The organism is Streptomyces yatensis, from assembly GCF_018069625.1.
Taxonomy (GTDB): Bacteria; Actinomycetota; Actinomycetes; order Streptomycetales; family Streptomycetaceae; genus Streptomyces; species Streptomyces yatensis.
The window spans coordinates 6771422-6792648 of the sequence record NZ_CP072941.1; the positions used below are offsets into that span (position 1 = coordinate 6771422).

General features: G+C 72.5%; 13 protein-coding genes. 8 read left to right on the forward strand and 5 right to left on the reverse strand.

The features are described from left to right. Positions 1 to 92: 92 nt before the first annotated feature. Entirely contained in the window at positions 93 to 1193 is a 1101-nt protein-coding gene (locus J8403_RS27970) for a mechanosensitive ion channel family protein (RefSeq protein WP_211125590.1), read from the reverse strand. A 451-nt stretch (positions 1194 to 1644) separates the two neighbouring features. Here J8403_RS27970 and J8403_RS27975 point away from each other — a divergent pair, with 451 nt between their 5' ends. Next, entirely contained in the window at positions 1645 to 2181 is a 537-nt protein-coding gene (locus tag J8403_RS27975; protein WP_093461819.1) for an HNH endonuclease, read from the forward strand. A 120-nt stretch (positions 2182 to 2301) separates the two neighbouring features. On the opposite strand, the gene J8403_RS27980 is transcribed toward J8403_RS27975, so the two are convergent. After that, a complete protein-coding gene (locus J8403_RS27980) occupies positions 2302 to 5289 on the reverse strand; it encodes a glycoside hydrolase family 84 protein (protein ID WP_211125591.1) in 2988 nt (995 codons plus the stop codon). A 390-nt stretch (positions 5290 to 5679) separates the two neighbouring features. Between J8403_RS27980 and J8403_RS27985 the strand changes: the two genes are divergently transcribed. The 6 genes from J8403_RS27985 (at position 5680) to J8403_RS28010 (ending at position 13641) form a co-directional block, all read left to right on the forward strand. After that, positions 5680 to 5970 (forward strand): hypothetical protein, encoded by a 291-nt coding sequence (locus J8403_RS27985; protein ID WP_059145677.1) that lies wholly within the window; start codon positions 5680 to 5682, stop codon positions 5968 to 5970. Beyond that, positions 5970 to 8165 carry a 4-alpha-glucanotransferase gene (gene malQ, locus J8403_RS27990; protein WP_211125592.1) on the forward strand — a complete coding sequence of 732 codons (2196 nt, stop codon included), beginning with the start codon at positions 5970 to 5972 and terminating at the stop codon, positions 8163 to 8165. Before J8403_RS27985 ends, malQ begins: the two co-directional genes overlap by 1 nt. A 170-nt stretch (positions 8166 to 8335) precedes the next feature. Further along, positions 8336 to 10093, forward strand: coding sequence for an alpha-L-fucosidase (locus tag J8403_RS27995; protein WP_246586384.1), 1758 nt, complete (start codon positions 8336 to 8338; stop codon positions 10091 to 10093). 95 nt (positions 10094 to 10188) lie between these two features. Beyond that, a complete protein-coding gene (locus J8403_RS28000; protein WP_014060726.1) occupies positions 10189 to 10431 on the forward strand; it encodes a hypothetical protein in 243 nt (80 codons plus the stop codon). Between the two features lie 309 nt (positions 10432 to 10740). After that, positions 10741 to 11715, forward strand: coding sequence for an acyl-ACP desaturase (locus J8403_RS28005; protein WP_211125593.1), 975 nt, complete (start codon positions 10741 to 10743; stop codon positions 11713 to 11715). 78 nt (positions 11716 to 11793) lie between these two features. Next, the gene (locus J8403_RS28010; protein WP_246586017.1) at positions 11794 to 13641 is read left to right on the forward strand and encodes a tetratricopeptide repeat protein; all 1848 of its coding nucleotides are present in this window, start codon (positions 11794 to 11796) and stop codon (positions 13639 to 13641) included. Positions 13642 to 13944: 303 nt separating this feature from the next. Here the strand turns inward: J8403_RS28010 and pepN are convergent, their stop codons facing one another. Together pepN and J8403_RS28020 are read right to left on the reverse strand one after the other, a co-directional pair. Continuing rightward, positions 13945 to 16515 (reverse strand): aminopeptidase N, encoded by a 2571-nt coding sequence (pepN, locus tag J8403_RS28015; RefSeq protein ID WP_211125595.1) that lies wholly within the window; start codon positions 16513 to 16515, stop codon positions 13945 to 13947. A 164-nt stretch (positions 16516 to 16679) separates the two neighbouring features. Beyond that, positions 16680 to 17705 (reverse strand): aspartate-semialdehyde dehydrogenase, encoded by a 1026-nt coding sequence (locus J8403_RS28020; protein ID WP_059145684.1) that lies wholly within the window; start codon positions 17703 to 17705, stop codon positions 16680 to 16682. Between the two features lie 317 nt (positions 17706 to 18022). Between J8403_RS28020 and J8403_RS28025 the strand changes: the two genes are divergently transcribed. Then, complete coding sequence (locus J8403_RS28025) at positions 18023 to 19756, forward strand: TIGR03767 family metallophosphoesterase (protein WP_211125596.1); 1734 nt, start codon at positions 18023 to 18025, stop codon at positions 19754 to 19756. 100 nt (positions 19757 to 19856) lie between these two features. Here the strand turns inward: J8403_RS28025 and J8403_RS28030 are convergent, their stop codons facing one another. Beyond that, the gene (locus J8403_RS28030; protein WP_211125597.1) at positions 19857 to 20885 is read right to left on the reverse strand and encodes a hypothetical protein; all 1029 of its coding nucleotides are present in this window, start codon (positions 20883 to 20885) and stop codon (positions 19857 to 19859) included. Positions 20886 to 21227: the final 342 nt, after the last annotated feature.

The window sequence follows — 21227 nt, forward strand, 5'->3', positions numbered from 1 at the left end:
GCTCCCGTCCCTTCCTGGGGCGGGAGACCTGCCATGTCCGCCGGGCTCACTTCCGCGTGGGCGGCGCGCTTACTTCCGCGTGGGCGGCGCGCTTACTTCTGCGCGGGCGGCGGCACCGTCGCGGAGGGGGCGGCGGCTGGACCGGCGGGGGCGGAGAGCGGGCTGGCCGCCGTGGACTGCGGTGACTCCGGGTTGGCCAGCGCCGACGGCGCCGCCGTGGCGGCCGACGGATCGACGGCCTCGGTCTGCAGCTCCGGGTCCAGGGGCCGGCCGACGAGCTGAATGCCCGCCTCGTTCAGCGCCTTCTTGATCCGCCAGCGCAGCTCCCGCTCGACACCGAGCGACTTGCCGGGCATGGTCCGCGCCGACACCCGGACGATCATCGAGTCCAGATACACCGCGTCGAGCCCCAGGACCTCGATCGGCTCCCACAGCCGCTCGTTCCACGGCTCGTCCTTGGCCATGTCCACACCGACCTGCGTGATCACGGAGCGGACGTGGTCCAGATCCTCCTCGGCCCGGACCTGGACGTCGAGCGCGGCCGTCGCCCAGCCCTGGCTGAGGTTGCCGATCCGCTTGACCTCGCCGTTGCGCACGTACCAGATCTCGCCGTTGTCCCCGCGCAGCTTGGTGACGCGCAGCCCGACCTCGATCACCTCGCCCGAGGCCACCCCGGCGTCGACCGTGTCGCCGACCCCGTACTGGTCCTCGAGGATCATGAAGACACCGGAGAGGAAGTCGGTGACAAGATTGCGGGCGCCGAAACCGATCGCCACACCCGCGACCCCGGCACTGGCCAGCAGTGGCGCCAGATTGATCTGCAGCGCGGAGAGGATCATCAGCGCCGCGGTGCCCATGATCATGAACGAGGCGACGGAGCGCAGCACCGAGCCGATCGCCGCGGAACGCTGGCGCCGTCGCTCCACATTGACCAGCAGCCCGCCGAGCGCGGTGCCGTCGACGGCCTGGGCCGTGCGGTTCATCCGCTCTATCAGCTTGGTGATCGCCCGCCGGATGACGGACCGGAGCACGAAGGCGATGATCAGGATCAGGGCTATGCGCAGGCCGATGCCGAGCCAGGTGGACCAGTTCTCCTCCACCCAGCCCGCGGCGTTCGTGGCGCTCCTATGCGCATCGTCGAGAGTCGTGGGACGAGGCGTCGAGTCTGCGGCCAGAGCAGCGGACCAGAACACAGCAGAAACCCTTCGTATGCGACATGCCCGCACGGATCACCCGCGCGCGGAACCTCTCACACAGTAGCCGGGCGCGAGACGCGCCGTTCCTGTGTTCGAGAGCGCGCGAGCGTGCTCAGGGGGCGCGTATGAGCGGGGCCGGAGGCCGCAATTCCACCTTCTGCCCCGGCCGGGAGGGTGCGGCGACACCGGCGGGCAGGGGCCGTGATTCTTGCCACTCCGCAGTGGTGTCCCGCCGCCCGCGCCCCGTGAGCGAGGCCGCCGTAAGGCCGTCGGGACGGTGGTCACGCGGCCGCCGCCCCTACCGCGCGCGGGCGGTATACGCGCGGTACGCGGAAATGCCTCTCAACCGTTAACCCGGTGATAGTGGCGTTCCGGCCAGGGTTCAGGGGAAACTGGGGGAGATCGTCCCGGCGCGAGCCACGCGCCGCCGGCGTACAAGGAGGCCCCCGTGCCGCATGTCCTGGTCCTCAACGCGTCGTACGAGCCCCTCGGCGTCGTACCGCTCCGCCGCGCGCTCGTACTCGTCCTCAACGACAAGGCCATCAGCCTTGAGGACTCAGGCGCCCTGATGCACAGCGCGACCCGCGCGATCCCCGCACCCAGCGTCGTCCGGCTGAAGCGCTTTGTGAGGGTGCCCTTTCGCGGCCCCGTCCCGCTCACCCGCCGCGCGCTGTTCGCCCGCGACGGCGGTCGATGCGCGTACTGCGGTGGCGTCGCAACCAGCGTCGATCACGTCATCCCGCGCAGCCGTGGCGGGCAGCACACCTGGGAAAACGTGGTCGCCGCGTGCCGTCGCTGCAATCACGTCAAAGCAGACCGCCATGTCGCCGAGATCGGCTGGCGGCTGCGCCATCAACCCGCGCCGCCTTCGGGGCTCGCGTGGCGGATCATCGGCACGGGGCATAGGGACCCGCGCTGGCTGCCATACCTGCAGGCATACGGCGCGGAAGACGCCATGGCCCGGATCGACGGCAAATCTGCCTGAGACCCGGGTCATGTTTTTTGACGACTCGATCCGCCCCTGGCCGGCAGGGCCCAGGGGCCGGAAGCTCCCGGTGCCCGGCCGGACACCGGGGAGCCGAAGCGGAGAGGGCCTGAGCGGGTCCTAGTCCTTCTGGGCCGCGTAGACGGCGACCGACCAGAGGGAGTAGCCGAAGCGGGTGGCGCGCTCGACGCCCTGGACGCGGATGAAACGCGTGTCCGGGGCGTCCATGCCGATCGACTCCCGCCCGCCCTTCCCATGGGCGACCGTCGCCGCGTCGCGCCAGGTGCGGCCGTCCCCGGAGACCTGGACGCGGTAGCGGGAGGCGTAGGCGTCCTGCCAGTTCAGGTCGAGGCGGCCGATCCGGGCCGGGCGGGCCAGCTCCAGCTGGAGCCATGCGCCGTCCTCGGGCCGGGAGGACCAGCGGGTGTCCGCCCTGCCGTCGATCGCGGCGGACGCCGGGAAATCGGCCGTCTCGTCGCCGGACGAGGTCGCCTTCGTGCCCTCCGCGCGGGCCAGGTCCGGGCCGTCGGCGCCCGGGAACGCCCTTACGGTCAGCATGCGCTCCTCCGAGCCGAAGCGGACCGGGAGTAAGTAGCTGCCCGCCTTGGTGCCCTGGGCCACCGATATCTCCAAGCGGGCGGTCACCGCGCCGCCGCGCGGGGCCGTCACCCCGCCGGGGGTACGGACGGTGATGCCGCGCGGTGCCTTCACCGTGAGGTCGCCGTTCACATCGCCGGGGCGGTGGGAGACCAGCTGGGCCTCGACGACGGCCGCGCCGCCGCCTATCTCCGCGTCCGCCGTCTTGTGGGACAGCGTGAGCCCGGCGTCCGGGGTGTCGCCGAACCAGGGCGTGATCTCGTGCACGGCCGGCGGGGTGGTGCCGGCCGGCCAGCTGAGCCGGATCGCGTCCGCCAGCAGGTCCTTGTCCCCGTCGGCCGCCCTGACCTGGGTGAAGCCACTGCCCGAGAGCGCACCGAGGCTGCGCCAGCCCTGACCGGGGACATGCGCCTCCACGGTGCCCGGTGAGGCGTCCTGGACCCGGGTGGTGAGCGCGGAGACGGCGGAGAGCGGACGGCTGCGGCCGAAGCGCACCGTGACCGGGCGGCCGGGGGACGCCACCTGCGTGGCCGCCTTACCGTCGGCGGCCGCGTGGTCGTCCTTGCCGGTCCGCAGCCCCTGCTTCGGGGTCCGGTCCACGCCCGACCAGGCGTCCGCCCGTGTCAGGGCCTTGGCGAGGAAGGGATCGAGAACGCCCTTGCCGACCGTGACCCGGCTGTCCCCGATCTTCTCGCGCAGCGCCTCCACCGCGAGCCGCGCCTTCCAGGCCGCCGCTCCGTCGCCGCGTGCCTGGGCGGTGAGCATGTCCACGGCCCGGACGCCCGCGTCGCCGTACCGGCCCAGCTGGTCGAGCCAGGGCCGCACATCGTCGCCCAGTGTGCGGGACAGCCGCTCGGGGGCGTCGCGCATGGTCCGGAAGGCGTCGCGCAGCCGGTCCCCGGACCGCTCCAGCCGCCCCACGTCGGTACCGGCCAGGGCCGTCCAGAACGCGTCGAGGAGCGGGCGCAGATACGCGGACTCGTCGCCGCCGAGCGTCGAGGAGGCGTCGTTCCCGGCGAGGGCGCGCAGGGCGGCGCGGGTCTCGGCGTCGGGGCCCGCGAGGTCGTCGATCGCCGCCTGCCAGGACTCCTGGGGGCGGTAGCCGCGCGGGTTCCAGGCGAAGTCGGCGGCGGTGAACAGCGGGATCCGGGAGGCGGTCGGCTGCTCCATGGCGTTGGCCAGCAGCGCCGCGGACTGGGTGGCCACGGCCGGATCGCGGCCGGTGTACGGGCCGAGGAAGATCCGGTCCTGCGCCCAGTCGTTGACCGGGTAGTTGTCCATGGTGACCAGGCGGTGGCCGAACGCCGATCGGGCACCGGCCAGCTCACCGCCGGTGATGGTCCTGGGCACCACCCCCACCCCGGTCCAGGCGACGTCCACGCTGTCGTCGAGCGCACCGGACAGCGCGCGCCGGAACTCGGTGTCGCCGTCCTGGAAGTACTCGGTCGGCATCAGGGACAGCGGGGCCGAGCCGGGGTAGCGGTCGGCCAGGTGGCGGGCGAGGGCGCCTGCCACCTTGGCCTGTGCGGTGGCGGCGGCCTCCGGGCCGGAGCCGAAGGCGTCGGCGTCGGCGCCGCAGTGCCACTCGCTGTAGCTGACGTCCTGGAACTGCAGCTGGAAGGAGCGCACCCCGAGCGCCCACATGGCGTCGACCTTGCGGAGCAGCGCCCTGAGGTCCTTCGAGGACGAGAAGCACATCTCCTGGCCGGGGGAGACCGCCCAGCCGAGGGTGACGTGGTTGGCCCGGGCGCGCGTGGCCAGCTCGCGGAACTCCTCGCGCCGCTCGGCGGGGTAGGGGTCGCGCCAGCGGGCCTGCCGGTAGGGGTCGTCGCCGGGCGCGTAGAGATAGCGGTTCTGCTTGGTGCGGCCCATGAAGTCGAGCTGGGCCAGCCGGTCGCGGTGCGACCACGGGGAGCCGTAGAAGCCCTCGGTCGTGCCCCTTACGGCCGTCCCGGGCCAGTCGCGGACGGTCACCCCGGCGACGGCGGAGCCCTTGCCCTCCCGCTTCACCAGCAGCTGGCGCAGGGTCTGGACGGCGTGGAAGAGACCGTCGGGGCCGACGCCGGACAGCGCGACCGTGGGCTGCCCCCGCACCTGGCCCGTGGCCAGGAGATAGCCGCCGGACGGGAGGTCGCCGCGCTCGGGCGCGCGCAGGGCGCGCAGCGCGCCGGCCGCGCCCCGGCCGCCCACCTGCACCACCAGTCCGCGCGTCGGGGCCTTGCCACCGGGTGTGGCCTCGTTGACGGTGCGCACCCCCGCGTCGTGCAGCAGGCCGCGCAGCGCGTCCAGGGCGTACGGATCGGCGTCGCCGTCGGCTATGAGCGTGGCCTCGTCCCCCAGGGCCAGCTCCGGCCCGTGGGCCCGCAGCGACTGGGGGCGTGGCCATACGGGCGGTATGCCGTCGCTGCTGTCGCGCTCCGGTGTGGAGGCGCCCGGGGAGCCGTGGTCCACCGGTGCGGCGGCGGCCGCCGGGGCGCCGCCGAGCAGCCCGCCGATGACCGCGGCAGCCATGGCCGTCGCCCCCGCGGCCCTGGGCCTCTTCCCCCCGAACTGCACGGGCCTCTCCTCGATCCAGATAGCCGGTCCCCGTAGCCGGCGCCGATAGGCGTGAGCCCACCACCAGGCCGGTGAGGGTGTCAACGCGGACGACCGAACTGTCGGCATTGCCGCGTGCGCGAGGCATCGGGCGGACCGGGCCCGGCGCGGCGCGCCCGGCGCAAGTCTGACGGATGAAGGGCGGTCCTGTTCGTAAACTCTGTGCTCCCGATCCCTTACAGCCGTGAAATCGCCGTCCAGAGGGGATGTGACCTACAGCACGTACGGGGGGCGTTTACGTCTGCATCCGTCCGGAGCGGGTAGGGCTCGGGATGACCCACTGCCGACAACCCCACGGAGGTCCGTGTGGCCGCGTCAGCTCAGCTTCTGCTTTCCGCCCTGTCCAAACCCGGACCCGAGGCGTCCAGTGAACCGGATCCCTTCGACGGAGTCTCCGACCCCGACTGTGGACTGTGCGGCCTGGACGGCTTCGGGTCCGGAAGCGCCACGGAGGCGCCCCTCACCAGCGAGCCCCCGCTCGCCGACAACGTTCCCCTGACCAGCGAGCCCCCGCTCGCCGCCGAACGTCCCCTGACCAGTGAGCCGACCGCCGCCCTCACCGGCGTGGGCGCGGGCTGCGAGCCGATGGAGTACTGATGGGCAGAGCGCGGCTCGCCGAGCTGCACGGTGTCGCCACCTCCTACGAGCCCGCCCCGGGCCGCACCGTCCAGGTGCCCGAGGACACAGTCGTCGCCGTACTGGCCGCGCTCGGCGTGGACGCCTCGACCCCCGAATCGGTACGCGAAGCGCTGGACCGGCATGAGCGCCGGCAGCGCGACCAGCTGCTGCCCCCCTGCGTGGTGGTGCGCCCCGGCAAGGCGCCACGCCTGAGCCTGCCCGAAGGCACGGCGCTGCGGGTGCGCCCCGAAGACGGCGCACCGCACACGCGGGGGCGGGCGGCCGCGGGGACCCGTGAGGCCTATGGCCCCCTTACGGAGCCCCGCACGGACAGCGCTCATACGGGTGGCGTCCTTACGGAGGGCCCCACCGCCGACGGCCTCCTTACCGCGCTCACCGCGCTGCCGCCCGGCGCCCACACCCTGCTCGCCGAGGCCCCCGACGGCCGCCGCGCCACCGCCCCCCTCATCGTGGCCCCCGACCGGATGCCGTTATCCCCGGCCCGCAGCCACGGCTTTCTGGTGCAGCTCTACTCACTGCTCTCCGCACGCTCCTGGGGCATGGGCGACCTCGGCGACCTGGCCGATCTGGCCGCCTGGTCGGGGCGGGCGCTCGGCGCCGGCTTCGTCCAGATCAACCCGCTGCACGCCGCCGTGCCCGGCACCCCGGGCGCCCCCACCGACCCCTCGCCGTACCGCCCCTCCTCGCGCCGCTTCCCCGACCCGGTCCATCTGCGGATCGAGGACGTGCCCGAATACGTCCAGCTGCGCGGCCGCGCCCGCGAGCGGGCCGATCAGCTCCTGGAGGCCGCCACCGCCCTCCGTACGTCCGTCCTGCGCGAGGGCGCCCTCATCGACCGGGACGCCGTCTGGGCCCTCAAGCGCGAGGCGCTGGAGCTGGTGCGGACCGTCCCGCTCAGCCCCGGCCGCCGCGCCGCCTACTGCGACTTCCTCGCCGAGCACGGCCAGGCCCTGGAGGACCACGCCCTGTGGTGCGCGCTCGCCGAGACCCACGGCCCCGAATGGCGCACCTGGCCCGGCGGCCTGGCCGATCCGCGCTCGGCCGCCACCGCCCGCGCCCGGACCGAGCACCTGGACCGCACCGACTTCCACTGCTGGCTCGCCTGGCTCACCGACACCCAGCTCGCCGCCGCCCAGCGCGCCGCGCTCGACGCGGGCATGGGCATCGGCCTCGTCCACGATCTGGCGGTCGGGGTCCATCCCTCGGGCGCCGACGCCTGGGCGCTCCAGGACGTCTTCGCCGCCGGCATGTCGATCGGCGCGCCCCCGGACGCCTTCAACTCCCGGGGCCAGGACTGGGGACTGCCGCCATGGCGCCCGGACGCCCTCGCCGCCACCGGCTACGCCCCCTACCGCGATCTGCTGCGCGGCCTCTTACGGCACGCGGGGGCGCTCCGCATCGACCATGTGATGGGCCTCTTCCGGCTGTGGTGGGTCCCCGAGGGGCGTGCGCCGACCGAGGGCTGTTACGTCCGCTACGACGCGGAGGCGATGCTCGGCGTGCTCGCCCTGGAGGCGCACCGGGCCGGGACGGTCGTCATAGGGGAGGACCTGGGGACCGTCGAGCCCGGCGTGCGGGAGGAGCTGGAGCGGCGTGGGGTGCTGGGGACGTCGGTGATGTGGTTCGAGCGCCACTACGACGGTGCCGCCGCAGCGGGCGCCGCCCGGCCGCTGTCCCCCGCGGAGTGGCGCGCGGACTGCCTGGCCACCGTGACGACCCACGATCTGCCGAGCACGGCCGCCCGCCTCACCGGCGACCATGTCGAACTCCGGCACCGGCTGGGCCTGCTGACCCGTCCCCTGGCCGAGGAGCGCGCGGCGGACGCGGTCGAGGTCGCCGAGTGGCTGGCGCTGCTGGGGCGGCTCGGGCTGCTGCCGGAGGGGCCGGGCGACGAGGAGGGGGCCGTCAAGGCGGTCCACCGCTTCCTGCTGCGCACCCCGGCGAGGATGGTCGGCGTATGGCTGCCGGATGCCGTGGGGGACCGCAGACCGCAGAATCTGCCGGGCACCTGGGATCAGTATCCGAACTGGCGGCTGCCGATCGCTGACGCCGAGGGGCGCCCAATGTCCCTGGAGGAGCTGGTCGCCTCACCCCGGCTGCGCGAGCTGATGGCCGAGGTGGCCCGCCTCGCGCCTCGTGAACCCGCGCCGTAGCTGCCCGAGGCTACCCATTGCTGCCCGAGGCCAGCCATAGCTGACTCGGCCCGCTCATAGGTTGGATCTCTGCTTTGCGCAGTCTCCCCAGAACGACTCCCCTCTGGCAGTCTGTCATGGACACCGCCATAAAGATCCGATCAATGACGACCGGAGAGCTGGAGGGGACCATGGCCCGACCCCTGGGCGGAACGCCCGGCACCCACCGACCACGCGGACGGCGGCGAGCACTGCTCGCGCTCCGCGCCCTCGCCCTGGCCGCCCTCGCGGCCGCCGCCGTCCCTCCCGCCCCCGCGCAGGCCGCGTCCGCCAAGGCCGCCCCCGCCCAGGCCGCGCCGACCGGCTGCCAGGGGCCCATCACCCCCGCCCCGCAGCAGACCGTCGAGGACTGCGACACCCCCGCCCGCGTCATCGACAAGGCCGTCCACACCGTCCCCACCCCCGGGCAGCGGGCCTGGCAGAAGCGCGAGATCACCGCCTTCACCCACTTCGGCATGAACACCATGACCGGCCGCCAGTGGGGCTCCGGGGCCGAGGACGAGAAGCTCTTCGACCCGCCCGAGCTCGACATGGACCAGTGGATGCGGGCGTACAAGGCCGGCGGCGCCCAGCAGGTCATGCTCACCGCCAAGCACCACGACGGCTTCGTGCTCTACCCGAGCCGCTACACGGACCACGACGTCGAGGCCAGCCCCTGGTGGACGAACGGCCCCGGCGGCAGGAATCCCGACGGCGATGTCCTGGGCGCCTACGTCAAGGCCGCCCGTAAGGCGGGACTCAAGGTCGGCGTCTATCTCTCGCCCGCCGACGGGGCCGAGCTGCCGCACGCCTGGCACGCCCAGTGGGTCGAGAAGATCCGCGAGAAGCAACAGAACGGCGAGGAGCTGTCGCTGCCCGAGCGCATGGCCCTGGAGGACGGCGACCGGGCGCCCGCCGGACAGGGCCGCTACGGCGACGGCAGCAAGCCCACCGAGCGCACCATCCCCACCCTCGTCCCCGGTGACGACCGGGCGGACGAGGTCGCCTCCGGCGCGCTGCCCAGCTTCCGCTTCACCGCCGACGACTACGACGCGTACTACCTCAACCAGATCTACGAGATCCTGACGCAGTACGGCCCCATCGACGAGTTCTGGCTGGACGGCGCCAACCCCTGGGGCGGTGCGGGCGTCACCCAGAACTACGACGTCAGGAACTGGTTCGAGCTGATCCGCGCGCTCTCCCCGGACGCCGTGGTCTTCCAGGGCGCGCAGGGCGTGCGCTGGGTGGGCAACGAGGACGGCATCGCCCGGGAGACCGAATGGTCGGTGACCCCGTCCGCCGTCGACCCCTGGACGGTCGTCGGCGGCGGGCTGCCCAATGACTCCACCGACGCCGACATCGGCTCGCGCGCGAAGCTGACCGCGCCGGGCGTGCGCCATCTGCAGTGGTATCCGGCCGAGGCCGATGTCTCGATCCGCCCCGGCTGGTTCCACGACCCCGCGGAGCGGCCCAAGACCCCCGGCCAGCTGATGTCGCTGTACGAGCGCAGCGTGGGCCGCAACGCCTCGCTGCTGCTCAATGTCCCGCCCGCGAAGAACGGCCGGATCGACGACACCGACATCGCCTCCCTTACGGCCTTCGGCACAGCCGTAAGGACGACATACGGCACCGGGGCGCGGCCGGCCACCGGCCATCCGGTGACCTTCGACCGGGTACGGCTCGGCGAGGACATCCGCCGGGGACAGCGGGTGGAGGAGTTCACCGTGCAGGCCCGGGTGGCGGGGACATGGCGGGACATCGCCTCCGGTACGACCATCGGGGCCCGGCGCATCCTTCCGCTGGCCGCGCCCGTCACCGCCGATGGGCTGCGGGTACGGGTCCTCGCCGCCCGCGCCGCGCCACGGCTGCTGCCGCCCACCGTCCACCTCGGCGCGGCGGGCCGCCGCTGAGCCGACGTCCGGGGCCGCGGTCATGGCCATCTCAACACGGTGGTAAAGGCCACCCCGGGCACACGGCGCCGGGGGGCATCGGATAACTTGAGTCCGTGAGCAACAAGGTCAAAAAGAACGCCGTGCGCGCCGGTGCAGTCATCGCCGCGACGACGGCGATGCTGCTGATGTCGTCCCCCGCGTTCGCGCTCACCCGCGACGACGGTGACGACCCGGGTCCGGGCCTGAGCGTCGCCGAGACGCTGGGCCTCTATGTCGCCGCTCCGATCATTCTCTTCCTGGTGATCGCGGGTCTGGTGATGGCGGGAGACAGGAAGTCCCGTAAGCAGACCGACTGAGGCGATCGATCGACGAAGCGCGCACGCCGCTGCGGAGCGCCCCGGCCATCCGGCCGGGGCGCTTTTGTCGTGTAAGGGGCTCCGGCCCGGGAGGGGCTGCTCCTCTCCGGCCGCCCGCCCGCGCCGGGTAGGCCATCCGCGCCGTACCGCATCCCGTCGCCCCGGATCCCCAAGTGCGACCGGGTCACGTCGAGTTCACCGTGTGCCATCCACAGGCCCCGGGCCGTTTATTTTCGCTTTAACCTACGGTGTCGTAACCTACGGATCCGTAGGTATAGCCCGTCGCCCCCGTCCCCTGGAGCCCCCACCGTGACACTCGCCCCTACCCACCGCCACGGTCAGGCCGTATGGAGCGACACCCAGCTCCTGTACGCACTTGAAGAGGTCGTCGAGACCGAGCTCAACCGGCATCTGAAGGTCGCCAAGGAGTGGATGCCGCACGAGTACGTCCCGTGGAGCGACGGCCGGAACTTCGACGGTGTCATGGGCGGTGAGGCCTGGGCGCCCGATCAGTCCAAGGTCAGCGACGTCGGCCGGATCGCGCTCGTGGTCAACCTCCTCACCGAGGACAACCTCCCCAGCTACCACCACGAGATCGCGACCCTCTTCGGCCGGGACGGCGCCTGGGGCACCTGGGTGCACCGCTGGACGGCGGAGGAGGGGCGCCACGGCATCGTGATGCGTGACTACCTGCTGACCAGCCGCGCCGTCGACCCGGTGGAGCTGGAACGGTTCCGCATGGCGCACATGTCCGAGGGCTTCGAGTCGGACAACCAGCACAGCATGCTGCACACGGTGGCCTATGTCGCCTTCCAGGAGCTGGCCACCCGCATTTCGCACCGCAACACCGGCCATCACTCCGGTGACCCGGTCTGCGACCGGATGCTCGCGCGCATCGCCACCGACGAGAACCTGCACATGATCTTCTACCGGAACCTGCTCGGGAAGGCGTTCGAGCTGGCCCCCGACCAGACCATGGGCGCCGTCCGCGATGTGGTGGTCAACTTCCGCATGCCGGGCCATGGGATGCCCGGCTTCGAGCGCGCCGCAGCCCAGATCGCCATTGGCGGTATATACAACCTGCGCATCCACCATGACGACGTCCTGCAGCCCGTGCTGCGCTTCCTGAAGGTCCTGGAGATCGGCGGGCTGGGCCCGGAGGGGCTCAAGGCGCAGGAGGAACTGGGGCTCTACATGGGTGGATTGGACGATCAGGCCACCAAGTTCGACGAGCGGCGCGAGGCGCTGCTGGCCCGTCGCAGGGCCCGTGCCGAACGTTCGTGATCACTCTGGCACCATCGGGTGATGGTCGAACATTCATCGCAAGGGACGTCCGGCGCGGCTCACGGTGAAATGCCCGCCATGGCGGACCGGATGGCGGCGGATCAGGAGCCGGATCCGGCTGTGAATCCGGCGGTGGATCCGGCGGTGGACCCGGTGGTGGATCCGGTGGTCGAGGCGGCCCGGTTGAGGGCCGCCGCGGCCGCCGGGCAGCCGGATGCGTACCGGGCCTACGCAGAACTCCTCACCGGCCAGGGCCGCTTGGACGAGGCCCTGCCGTGGTGGGCCAGGGCCGCCGACGCCGGGGACGCGGACGCCTCGCGCACGCTCGCGATCTGTCACAAGGACCGCGGCGAGTTCCCCGAGGCCGAGCGGTGGTACCGCACGGCCGCCGATCGCGACGGCGGCTGTGCGTTCGGTCTGGCCCGGCTGCTGCACGAGGCCGGCGATACCGCCGGTGCCGAGACGTGGTACGAGCACGGGGCCGCGCTCGGCAGCGTCGAGTGCACGACCAACGGCGCCGTGCTGCTGGCCGCCCGCGGCGAATGGGACACCGCGCTGGAGCGGCTGGCCGAGGCGTCCGCCCAGGGCGACGACATCGCCACCCGCACCCGCGGGGCCATCCAGACCATGCTGCGGGACCTGGACGGCTGGCGCGAAGCCCTCGCCCGGGCCGAGGCCGAGGGGGACCCCGAGGAGGCGTACGAGGCGCTGCGCGACCTGCTGGACCCCGAGCGCAAGGCGATGTTCGCGCGCTACCCGCGGATGGTCGCGGAGGCCGAGGCGCTGTACGCCCGGGCGGCCGCGGTAGGCAGCGCCAAGGCACTGGTGGACCAGGCCCTCTTCATCGCCCGCGACGACAGCCGCTGGGACGAGGCCCGCGCGCTCGTCGAACGCGCCCACGAGCGGGGCTACGACGGCGCGGCGTACGTCCTCGGCGTCTGGGCCGAGGAGAACGGCGAACTGCGCACCGCAGAGGAGTGGTACCGCACGGCCGACGAGGCGGACGGCGGCCACATCTGGGCCTGCTTCAACCTCGGTGTGCTGTGCGTACGGCAGCGGCGGCTGGACGAGGCGGAGCGATGGCTGCGGGCCACGGGGCTCGACGGTGCCGAAGGCGCCGGGGGCGCCGAGGGCGTGGATGAGGAGGGGCGGGGGTCGTTCGACGAGGGTGAGGAGCGGATCGTCAGGGCGCTGGAGGACATCGCCGCGATCCGCGCCGACCCCGAGCGGATGCCGCCCCCCGAGTGGGAGGAACGCCTGCCCGGGCTGCGGGCCCGCGCCGAGGAGGGCGGTCCGGACGCCTGGTGCGCGTACGCCGACGCGCTCGACCGGCTGTACCGGCTCCCGGAGGCCGCCGAGTGGTACCGCACGGCGGGCACTCCGCGCGCCCTGCTCGCCCTCGGCCGGATGCTGTACGAAGTGGGCGGCGCCACGGGACTGCGGATGGTGCCGTACTACGAGCCCGCGGCGGCGGAGGGCGACGCGGGAGCGGCGTACGACATCGGCCGCATCCACGACGAGGCCGGGGACCGGCGCACGGCGCAGATCTGGTTCCGCCGGGCGGCCGACCTGGGGCACGGGCGCGCCGCGTGGTGGCTCGGCTGGACGTCGGAGGAGCGGGGCGGCGACCCGCAGCACGCCGAGCGCTGGTACGTGCGCGCCGCGCGCAGCGGTCTGGTGCCGCCCGCGTTTCTCGCGGGGCGCAGCATGGTTCGGCGCGGTGCCTATGGGGAGGCCGAGCCGCTGCTCAGGGTGGCGTGCGAGGGGAAGCACGAGGAGGCGCCGTACTGGCTTGCGCAAGCTCTGCGGGGGCTGGGCCGCGCGGAAGAGGCGGAGCGATGGCTTCGGGTGGCTGCCGAGGCGTACCCGGATCTCTTGCGCCAATACGGTCCGATGGCCGGCCAGGCCATGCCCGACCCTAGGTGACTGGTTTGTGGGCAATCGTTCCGCCAGGGGCCCCTTCCAGCGGTAGCTGGGGGAGGGACAGGTGGGCACAAACGGGCCACCGGCCCGCACTCGGCAACGAAACGTTGACCAGAGCCGGGCACCGGCCAAGGCATCGCTACCGGGTGCGGCCCGGTGGCCGGGTTGTGCCCACCCGTCCCGCCCCGCGGGACGATTGCCCACAACGAGGAAGACGGCGCACCGCTCCGCCCCGCCGGACGATTGCCCACAACCAGGGGTGGCGCAGTGTGGGGCCACATGCCCCGCACTGCGCCACCCATGCCGTCAGCTCGCCGCGGCGTCCGCGGCCTGGGCGCGGAGGGCGCGTTCGATGCCCGCCCGCGACTCCGTCATCAGACGCCTCAGCGCCGCCGTGGGCTCGGCCGACGCGAGCCACGCGTCCGTCGCGTCCAGGGTCGACTGCGAGACCTGCAGCGCCGGGTAGAGCCCGACCACGATCTGCTGCGCCATCTCATGGCTGCGGCTGTTCCACGTGTCCTTCGCCACCGCGAAGTACTTCTCCGTGTACGGCGCCAGCAGCTCCCGCTGGTCGGTTTGGACGAAGCCGCCGATCACCGCCTCCTGTACCGCGTTGGGGAGCTTGTCGCTCTCCACGACCGACGCCCACGCCTCCGCCTTGGCCTGCGGCGTCGGCCGCGCGGCCCGCGCCGTCGCGGCATGGCGCTCGCCCGCGGAGGTCTTGTCGCGCTCCAGCTCCGCCGCGATGGCGGCCTCGTCCGCCCGCCCGGTGGCGGCGAGCCGCTCCAGCAGAGCCCAGCGCAGCTCGGTGTCGATGGCCAGGCCCTCGATCGTCTCGGTGCCCTCGAGCAGCCCGGAGACCAGGTCCAGCTGCGCGTCCGTACGGGCGGTCGCGGTGAAGGCCCGCGCCCAGGCGAGCTGGTGGTCGCTGCCCGGCGCCGCCGCCCGCAGATGGTCGAGCGTGGCCTCGGTCCACTTGGCCAGGCCCGTCTCGCGCCAGTCCGGTGCCGCGTACAGGTCCAGGGCCAGCTTCACCTGGCGGTGCAGCGACTGGACGACGCCGATGTCGGACTCCTTGGCGATGCCCGAGAGCACCAGCGACAGGTAGTCGCGGGTGGCCAGCTCGCCGTCGCGGACCATGTCCCAGGCCGAGGCCCAGCACAGCGCGCGCGGCAGCGACTCCGCGAAGTCGCCCAGGTGCTCGGTGACGACGGCCAGCGAGTCCGGGTCCAGCCGCACCTTCGCGTAGGTGAGGTCGTCGTCGTTGAGCAGGATCACCGCGGAGCGCTTCGCGCCGATCAGCTGCTCCACCTGGGTCAGCTCACCGTCCACGTCCAGCTCGATGCGCTCGGAGCGGATCAGCTTGCCGGTCGCGTTCAGGTTGTAGAGCCCGATCGCGATGCGGTGCGGCCGCAGGGTCGGCTCGCCCTTGGCGCCCGGCGGCAGCGCCGGGGCCTCCTGCCGCACCGCGAAGGAGGTCACGGTGCCGGTCGCGTCCGTCTCGATCTCCGGGCGCAGCACATTGATGCCCGCCGTCTCCAGCCACTTCTTCGACCAGGTCTTCAGATCGCGCCCGCTGGTCTCCTCCAGCGCGCCGAGCAGATCCGAGAGCCGGGTGTTCTTGTAGGCGTGGCGCTTGAAGTAGGCCTGGACGCCGCTGAAGAACTCGTCCATCCCGACGTACGCGACCAGCTGCTTGAGCACCGAGGCGCCCTTGGCGTACGTGATCCCGTCGAAGTTGACCAGGACGTCGTCCAGGTCGTTGATCTCGGCCATGATCGGGTGGGTGGACGGCAGCTGGTCCTGCCGGTAGGCCCACGTCTTCATGGAGTTGGCGAAACTGGTCCAGGCGTGCGGCCACCTGCTGCCCGGCGCATGCGCCTGGCAGGCGACCGAGGTGTAGGTGGCGAACGACTCGTTCAGCCACAGGTCGTTCCACCACTCCATGGTGACGAGATCGCCGAACCACATATGGGCCAGCTCGTGGAGGATGGTCTCGGCCCGCGCCTCGTACGCCGCGTCGGTGACCTTGGAGCGGAAGACGTACTGGTCGCGGATGGTCACCGCGCCCGCGTTCTCCATCGCGCCCGCGTTGAACTCCGGCACGAAGAGCTGGTCGTACTTGGCGAACGGGTACGCGTAGTCGAACTTCTCCTCGAACCACTCGAAGCCCTGCCGCGTGACCTCGAAGATCGCGTCCGAGTCGAGGTACTCCGCGAGCGAGGGACGGCAGTAGATGCCCAGCGGCACCGAGCGGCCGTCCTTCTCGTAGGAGCTGTGCACGCTGTGGTACGGGCCGGCGATCAGCGCGGTGACATACGTCGACAGGCGCGGGGTCGGCTCGAACCGCCAGACGTTGTCCTTCGGCTCCGGCGCCGGCGAGTTCGAGATCACCGTCCAGCCCTCGGGCGCCGTCACGGTGAACTGGAACGTGCCCTTCAGATCGGGCTGCTCGAAGCTGGCGTACACCCGGCGGGCGTCGGGCACCTCGAACTGGGTGTAGAGGTACGCCTGCTGGTCGACCGGGTCGACGAAGCGATGCAGCCCCTCACCGGTGTTGGTGTACGCGCAGTCCGCGACCACCCGCAGCTCATTGCGCCCGGCCAGCAGCCCCGGCAGCGCGATCCGCGAGTCCTTGAAGACCTCGTTCGGGTCGAGCGCGTCGCCGTTGAGCACCACGTCGTGCACCGTGGGCGCCACCAGGTCGATGAACGACTCCGCGCCCGACTCGGCGGCGTCGAAGCGCACCGTGGTCACGGAGCGGTAGGTACCGCCCTCCTGGGCGCCGCTCAGGTCCAGTTCGATCTCGTACGCGTCCACCGTGAGGAGGCGCGCCCGCTGCTGCGCTTCCTCCCTTGTGAGGTTGGTGCCAGGCACGTCGGCTAACTCCCGTTCGTCATGTGCGGTACGCCATGCGTCAGGCGGATGGCCATCCTCGCACGTCGGCCGGTCGGCGTCGGTAGGGCAAAGGGTGACCGAACGGGAGGAACACCGAGGGGGAGCGGCCGGGCGGCCGCTCCCCCTCGGACGAGGCGTGGGCGTCAGCTCAGGTCGGCCGCCACCAGCTCGGCGATCTGCACCGCGTTCAGCGCGGCGCCCTTGCGCAGGTTGTCGTTGGAGAGGAACAGCGCGAGACCGTGCTCGACCGTCTCGTCCACCCGGATCCGGCCCACATAGCTGGGGTCCTGGCCCGCGGCCTGGAGCGGGGTCGGGATCTCCGAGAGCGCCACGCCGGGGGCCGCGGCCAGCAGCTCGGAGGCGCGTTCCACGCTGATCGGACGCGCGAAGCGGGCGTTCACCTGGAGCGAGTGGCCGCTGAAGACCGGCACCCGGACACAGGTGCCGGACACCTTCAGCTCCGGGATCTCCAGGATCTTGCGGCTCTCGTTGCGGAGCTTCTGCTCCTCGTCGGTCTCGAACCGGCCGTCGTCGACGATCTTCCCGGCCAGCGGGAGCACATTGAACGCGATCGGGCGGGCGTAGACCTCGGGCTCGGGGAAGTCCACGGCGGCGCCGTCGTGGGTGAGCTCGGCCGCGCGGTCGGCGGTCTTGCGGATCTGGCCGTCGAGCTCGGCGACGCCGGACAGCCCGGAGCCGGAGACGGCCTGGTAGGTGGTGGCCACCAGGGCGGTGAGCCCGGCCTCGGCGTGCAGCGGGCGCAGCACGGGCATGGCGGCCATGGTGGTGCAGTTCGGGTTGGCGATGATGCCCTTGGGGCGGTCCACCGCGGCGTGCGGATTGACCTCGGCGACCACCAGGGGCACCTGGGGGTCCATCCGCCAGGCCGAGGAGTTGTCGATCACGACGGGGCCCTGTGCGGCGACCTTCTCGGCCAGCGCCCTGGAGGTGGCACCGCCCGCGGAGAACAGGACGATGTCCAGACCGGAGTAGTCGGCCGTGGCGGCGTCCTCGACGGTGATCTCGGTGCCGCGCCACGGGAGCGTACGGCCGGCCGAGCGGGCGGAGGCGAACAGCCGCAGCTGCTCGGCCGGGAAGTCACGCTCGGCGAGCACCCTGCGCATCACTCCGCCGACCTGGCCGGTCGCTCCGACGATTCCGATCCTCATATCAGCCCTTTTCCTTGGTTGTGCCTGTTCGAGGCGCCTACCCTCCTGGCAAGTGTCTCAGGCGGGTCCGTTACCGTCCCGTGATTTATCCCACGACGGGGTGCGGTTCCCAGGCTGGATGAACGCCGAGTGAGGAAAAGAATTCCTGTTCACAAGGGCGCGATGACCGTTTGCTACCGCCAAGATCCACGTGTGGAGATCGGCGACCGGCGTTGCCGCCTCGTTCACCGCCAGGCCATTCCCGATGCCAACGATCCGAGGTGAGGGCAGCCGTCGCTGTCCGCCCGTTTCCGCGTGTCCACTCGGGGAGATCGCGCATGTCCCGCATACGGTCCGCCGCAGCTGCCGTCGCTCACCTCGACCGGCGTACCTTCCTCGCCGCAACCGCCGCCACCGGTGCCACGGCCGGTCTGGGGCTCGCCTTCGGGCCCGGCAGCGGTTCGGCCGACGCCACGCAGCCCGCCACCGCGGGCGCCGCGGGCCGCCGGGTGGTGCAGGCCCCGGCGGCGCCCTCGACGGCCGGCACGACGCTGGAGACCTTCTCCGCCGCACAGGGCGCCACCGGCTACCGGCGGCTGGCCGACGGCCCCGCCTGGACCCGCGAGGTCCGCACCGAGATCACCGGCGCCAAGGGCGGACGCGAGGACCGGCGCACCGCGCTCGCCTCGTTCGTCCAGCTCACGGATCTGCACCTGACCGACGTCCAGCACCCGATGCGCTACGAGTTCCTGCGCAGCGGGCGGGCCGGGGCGTGGCGGCCGCACGAGGCGCTGACCATCGCCGGGGTCGCCTCGCTCATCGAGCGGATCAACGGACTGCGCGGCGGACCCGCCACCGGGGCGCCGCTGTCGTTCGTCATGACCACCGGCGACAACACCGACAACAACGCCAAGATCGAGCTGGACTGGTTCCTGGCCGCGATGAACGGCGGCCGGATCACCCCCAACACCGGCGATCCGCGCCACTACGAGGGCGTCCAGAACAGCGGGCTCAAGGAGTTCTGGCACCCCGAGGACGCGCTGCGCGACGCCGACAAGAAGCTCGGCTTCCCGCGCATCGACGGCTTCCTCAAGGCCGCGCTGCGCACCGTCAACAGCCCCGGGCTGCGGCTGCCGTGGTACTCCACCATCGGCAACCACGACGATCTGGCGGGCGGTGTCTACTCCCTCGGCCACACCTACTACGCGGACTTCGCCACCGGGAAGCGCAAGCTGGAGATCATCCCGGCCGATGACGCCGAGCGGCTGTTCAAGGGCACGCGCGTCGGGGACGACCCCAAGGGCGTCCAGATGAAGGCGCTGCTGGACGCGCACGCCAAGGACATGCGCACGGTCACCCCCGACGAGCGCCGCGCGCCCTTCACTCAGACCGAGTACCTGGCCGCGCACCTCGCCCCGGCCGCCACCGGCCCCGGCCCGGTCGGCCACGGCTACACCAAGGACAACCTCGAGCAGGGCACCCTCTACTACTCGTTCCGGGTCTCCGAGAACGTGATCGGCATCAGCCTGGACACCACCGACCCGGGCGGCCACTACACCGGGTCGCTCGGCACCGCCCAACTGCGCTGGCTGGAGCGGACCCTGAAGGCCCACAAGGACGACTACGTCATCGTCTTCAGCCACCACTACAGCCGCAGCCTGGACAACATGAACCGGGACCCGGGCCGGCCGGGTGAGGCCCGCCACGGCGGGGACGAGGTCGTCGCCCTGTTCCAGCGCCACCCCAAGGTGCTCGCCTGGATCAACGGCCACAGCCACAAGAACGAGATCACCCCGCGCGGCACCTTCTGGGAGATCACCACCGCCTCGCATGTGGACTTCCCCCAGCTGGCCCGGGTCTTCGAGGTCGTGGACAACCACGACGGCACGATCTCCCTGTTCACCACGCTCATCGAGTCGGCCGCGCCGCACCGCACGGACTTCTCGGACCTGTCCCAGACCGGGCTCGCGGCGCTCTACCGCGAGCTGTCCTTCAACGCGCCCGGCGCCAGCCAGAAGCTGGCCGGTGACGCGACGGACCGCAACACCGAGCTGCTGCTGCGCAAGCCCTGAGCCCTTGCCGCTCTCCCGGGGTGTCCCGACGTTCCGATGCCCCGGCGTCCCGATGCCCCGACGTCCCGATGCCCCGCCTCCGCGCCGGGGCATCGGGACGTCAGCGCGGCAGGACCACGACATAGGAGGCCGGGTCGCGGTCGGCCGCCGCGATCAGGGCGGTACGGACCACCGCGGCCTGCTCCTCCGGGGTCTCCCGGAGCTTCTTCGGGGTGACGCGCACGACCGTGATCCCGAGCCGCTCCAGGTGTTCGCGCTTGCGGCCGAAACCGCCGCGCCAGACCTCCTCGTCCTGGCGCGGCGCCCGGGTGTCGATCTCCACCGCCACCGCCTGCTCACGCCAGTAGGCGTCCACCCCGCCGAGTGCGGGCCCGCCGGGCAGCCGCAGCTCCACATTCCACAGCGGCTCGGGCAGGTGGTTGCCGCGGATCATGTCGTACAGCCGCCCCTCGGCGATCGCCCGGCCCTCGGCGAGCAGCGCGTCCACCGCGTCCACGACATGCGGCCGGGACAGCAGCCGGGCCGAGTTCAGCTCCGCGACGACGGCCGTGGCCTCGCAGTGGCCGTGGCGCACGGACTCGGTGAGCAGTCTGCGGACCAGCACCGCGTCGTCGGTGAGCCGGGCGACCGCGTCGGCGAGGGCACGGGCCACCGGGGCGGTGGGCACCCCCGCGACGTACTGGGGGCCGGGCAGGGTGCCGGCCCGCACGAAGCGGACGAAGCCGGTGGCGCGCAGCCGCCGGGTGCGCGGCACCAGGACGTCGATCCGGTCGAGGGAGGCCAGCGGGGGAGCGGAGGAGAAGTGGTGCATGGCGAGCGCGGCCAGCCCGGTGATCATCGCCTCGCCGTGCGGCTCGCCGTCGCCCGGCGCCGAGCCGTCGGCACTCTGGCCGCGGCTCGCGGTGTACAGCAGAGCGGCCAGCAGCCGCTCCTCGCTGGTCGCCGGGCCGGGGTGGAGCAGATGGACGCCCGGCAGGATCTGCTGCCAGGGCCCGCCGGCCCGGCTGCGCTCCGCGGCGACGGACGCGGTCACACCGTGCTCGCGGAGCTGACGGGTCGTCAACACCCGGCGCTGGACGTCCGAGAGATGGTGGAGGGGGCGGGGGGACAGCGGTGTGTTGTGGCTCATGCCCCCGCCATTCCCGCGCCCGCCGCACCGGCTAACCCCTGTTACAGAGTCGTCGACAAAAGCGGACAACCCCGCACTAAAGTACGGTAGTTCGAATGCCGAATAGGCTCCCCGCCCGGGTGCCCCGCGGCGCCCCGCCATCCTGGCCGCGCCCCGCCATCCTGGCCGCGCCCCGCCATCCTGGCCGCGCCCCGCTGCTGGCCGCGTCCCGCTGTCCTGGCCGCGTCCCGCCATCCTGGCCGTGCGGCCCGGCTACGGTGCCCGGCCGCGGGGTCCGGCTACGGAACCCGGTTTGCGAGGCCCGGTTACGGAATCCGGCTTGCTGGGCCCGACAGCCGGGGC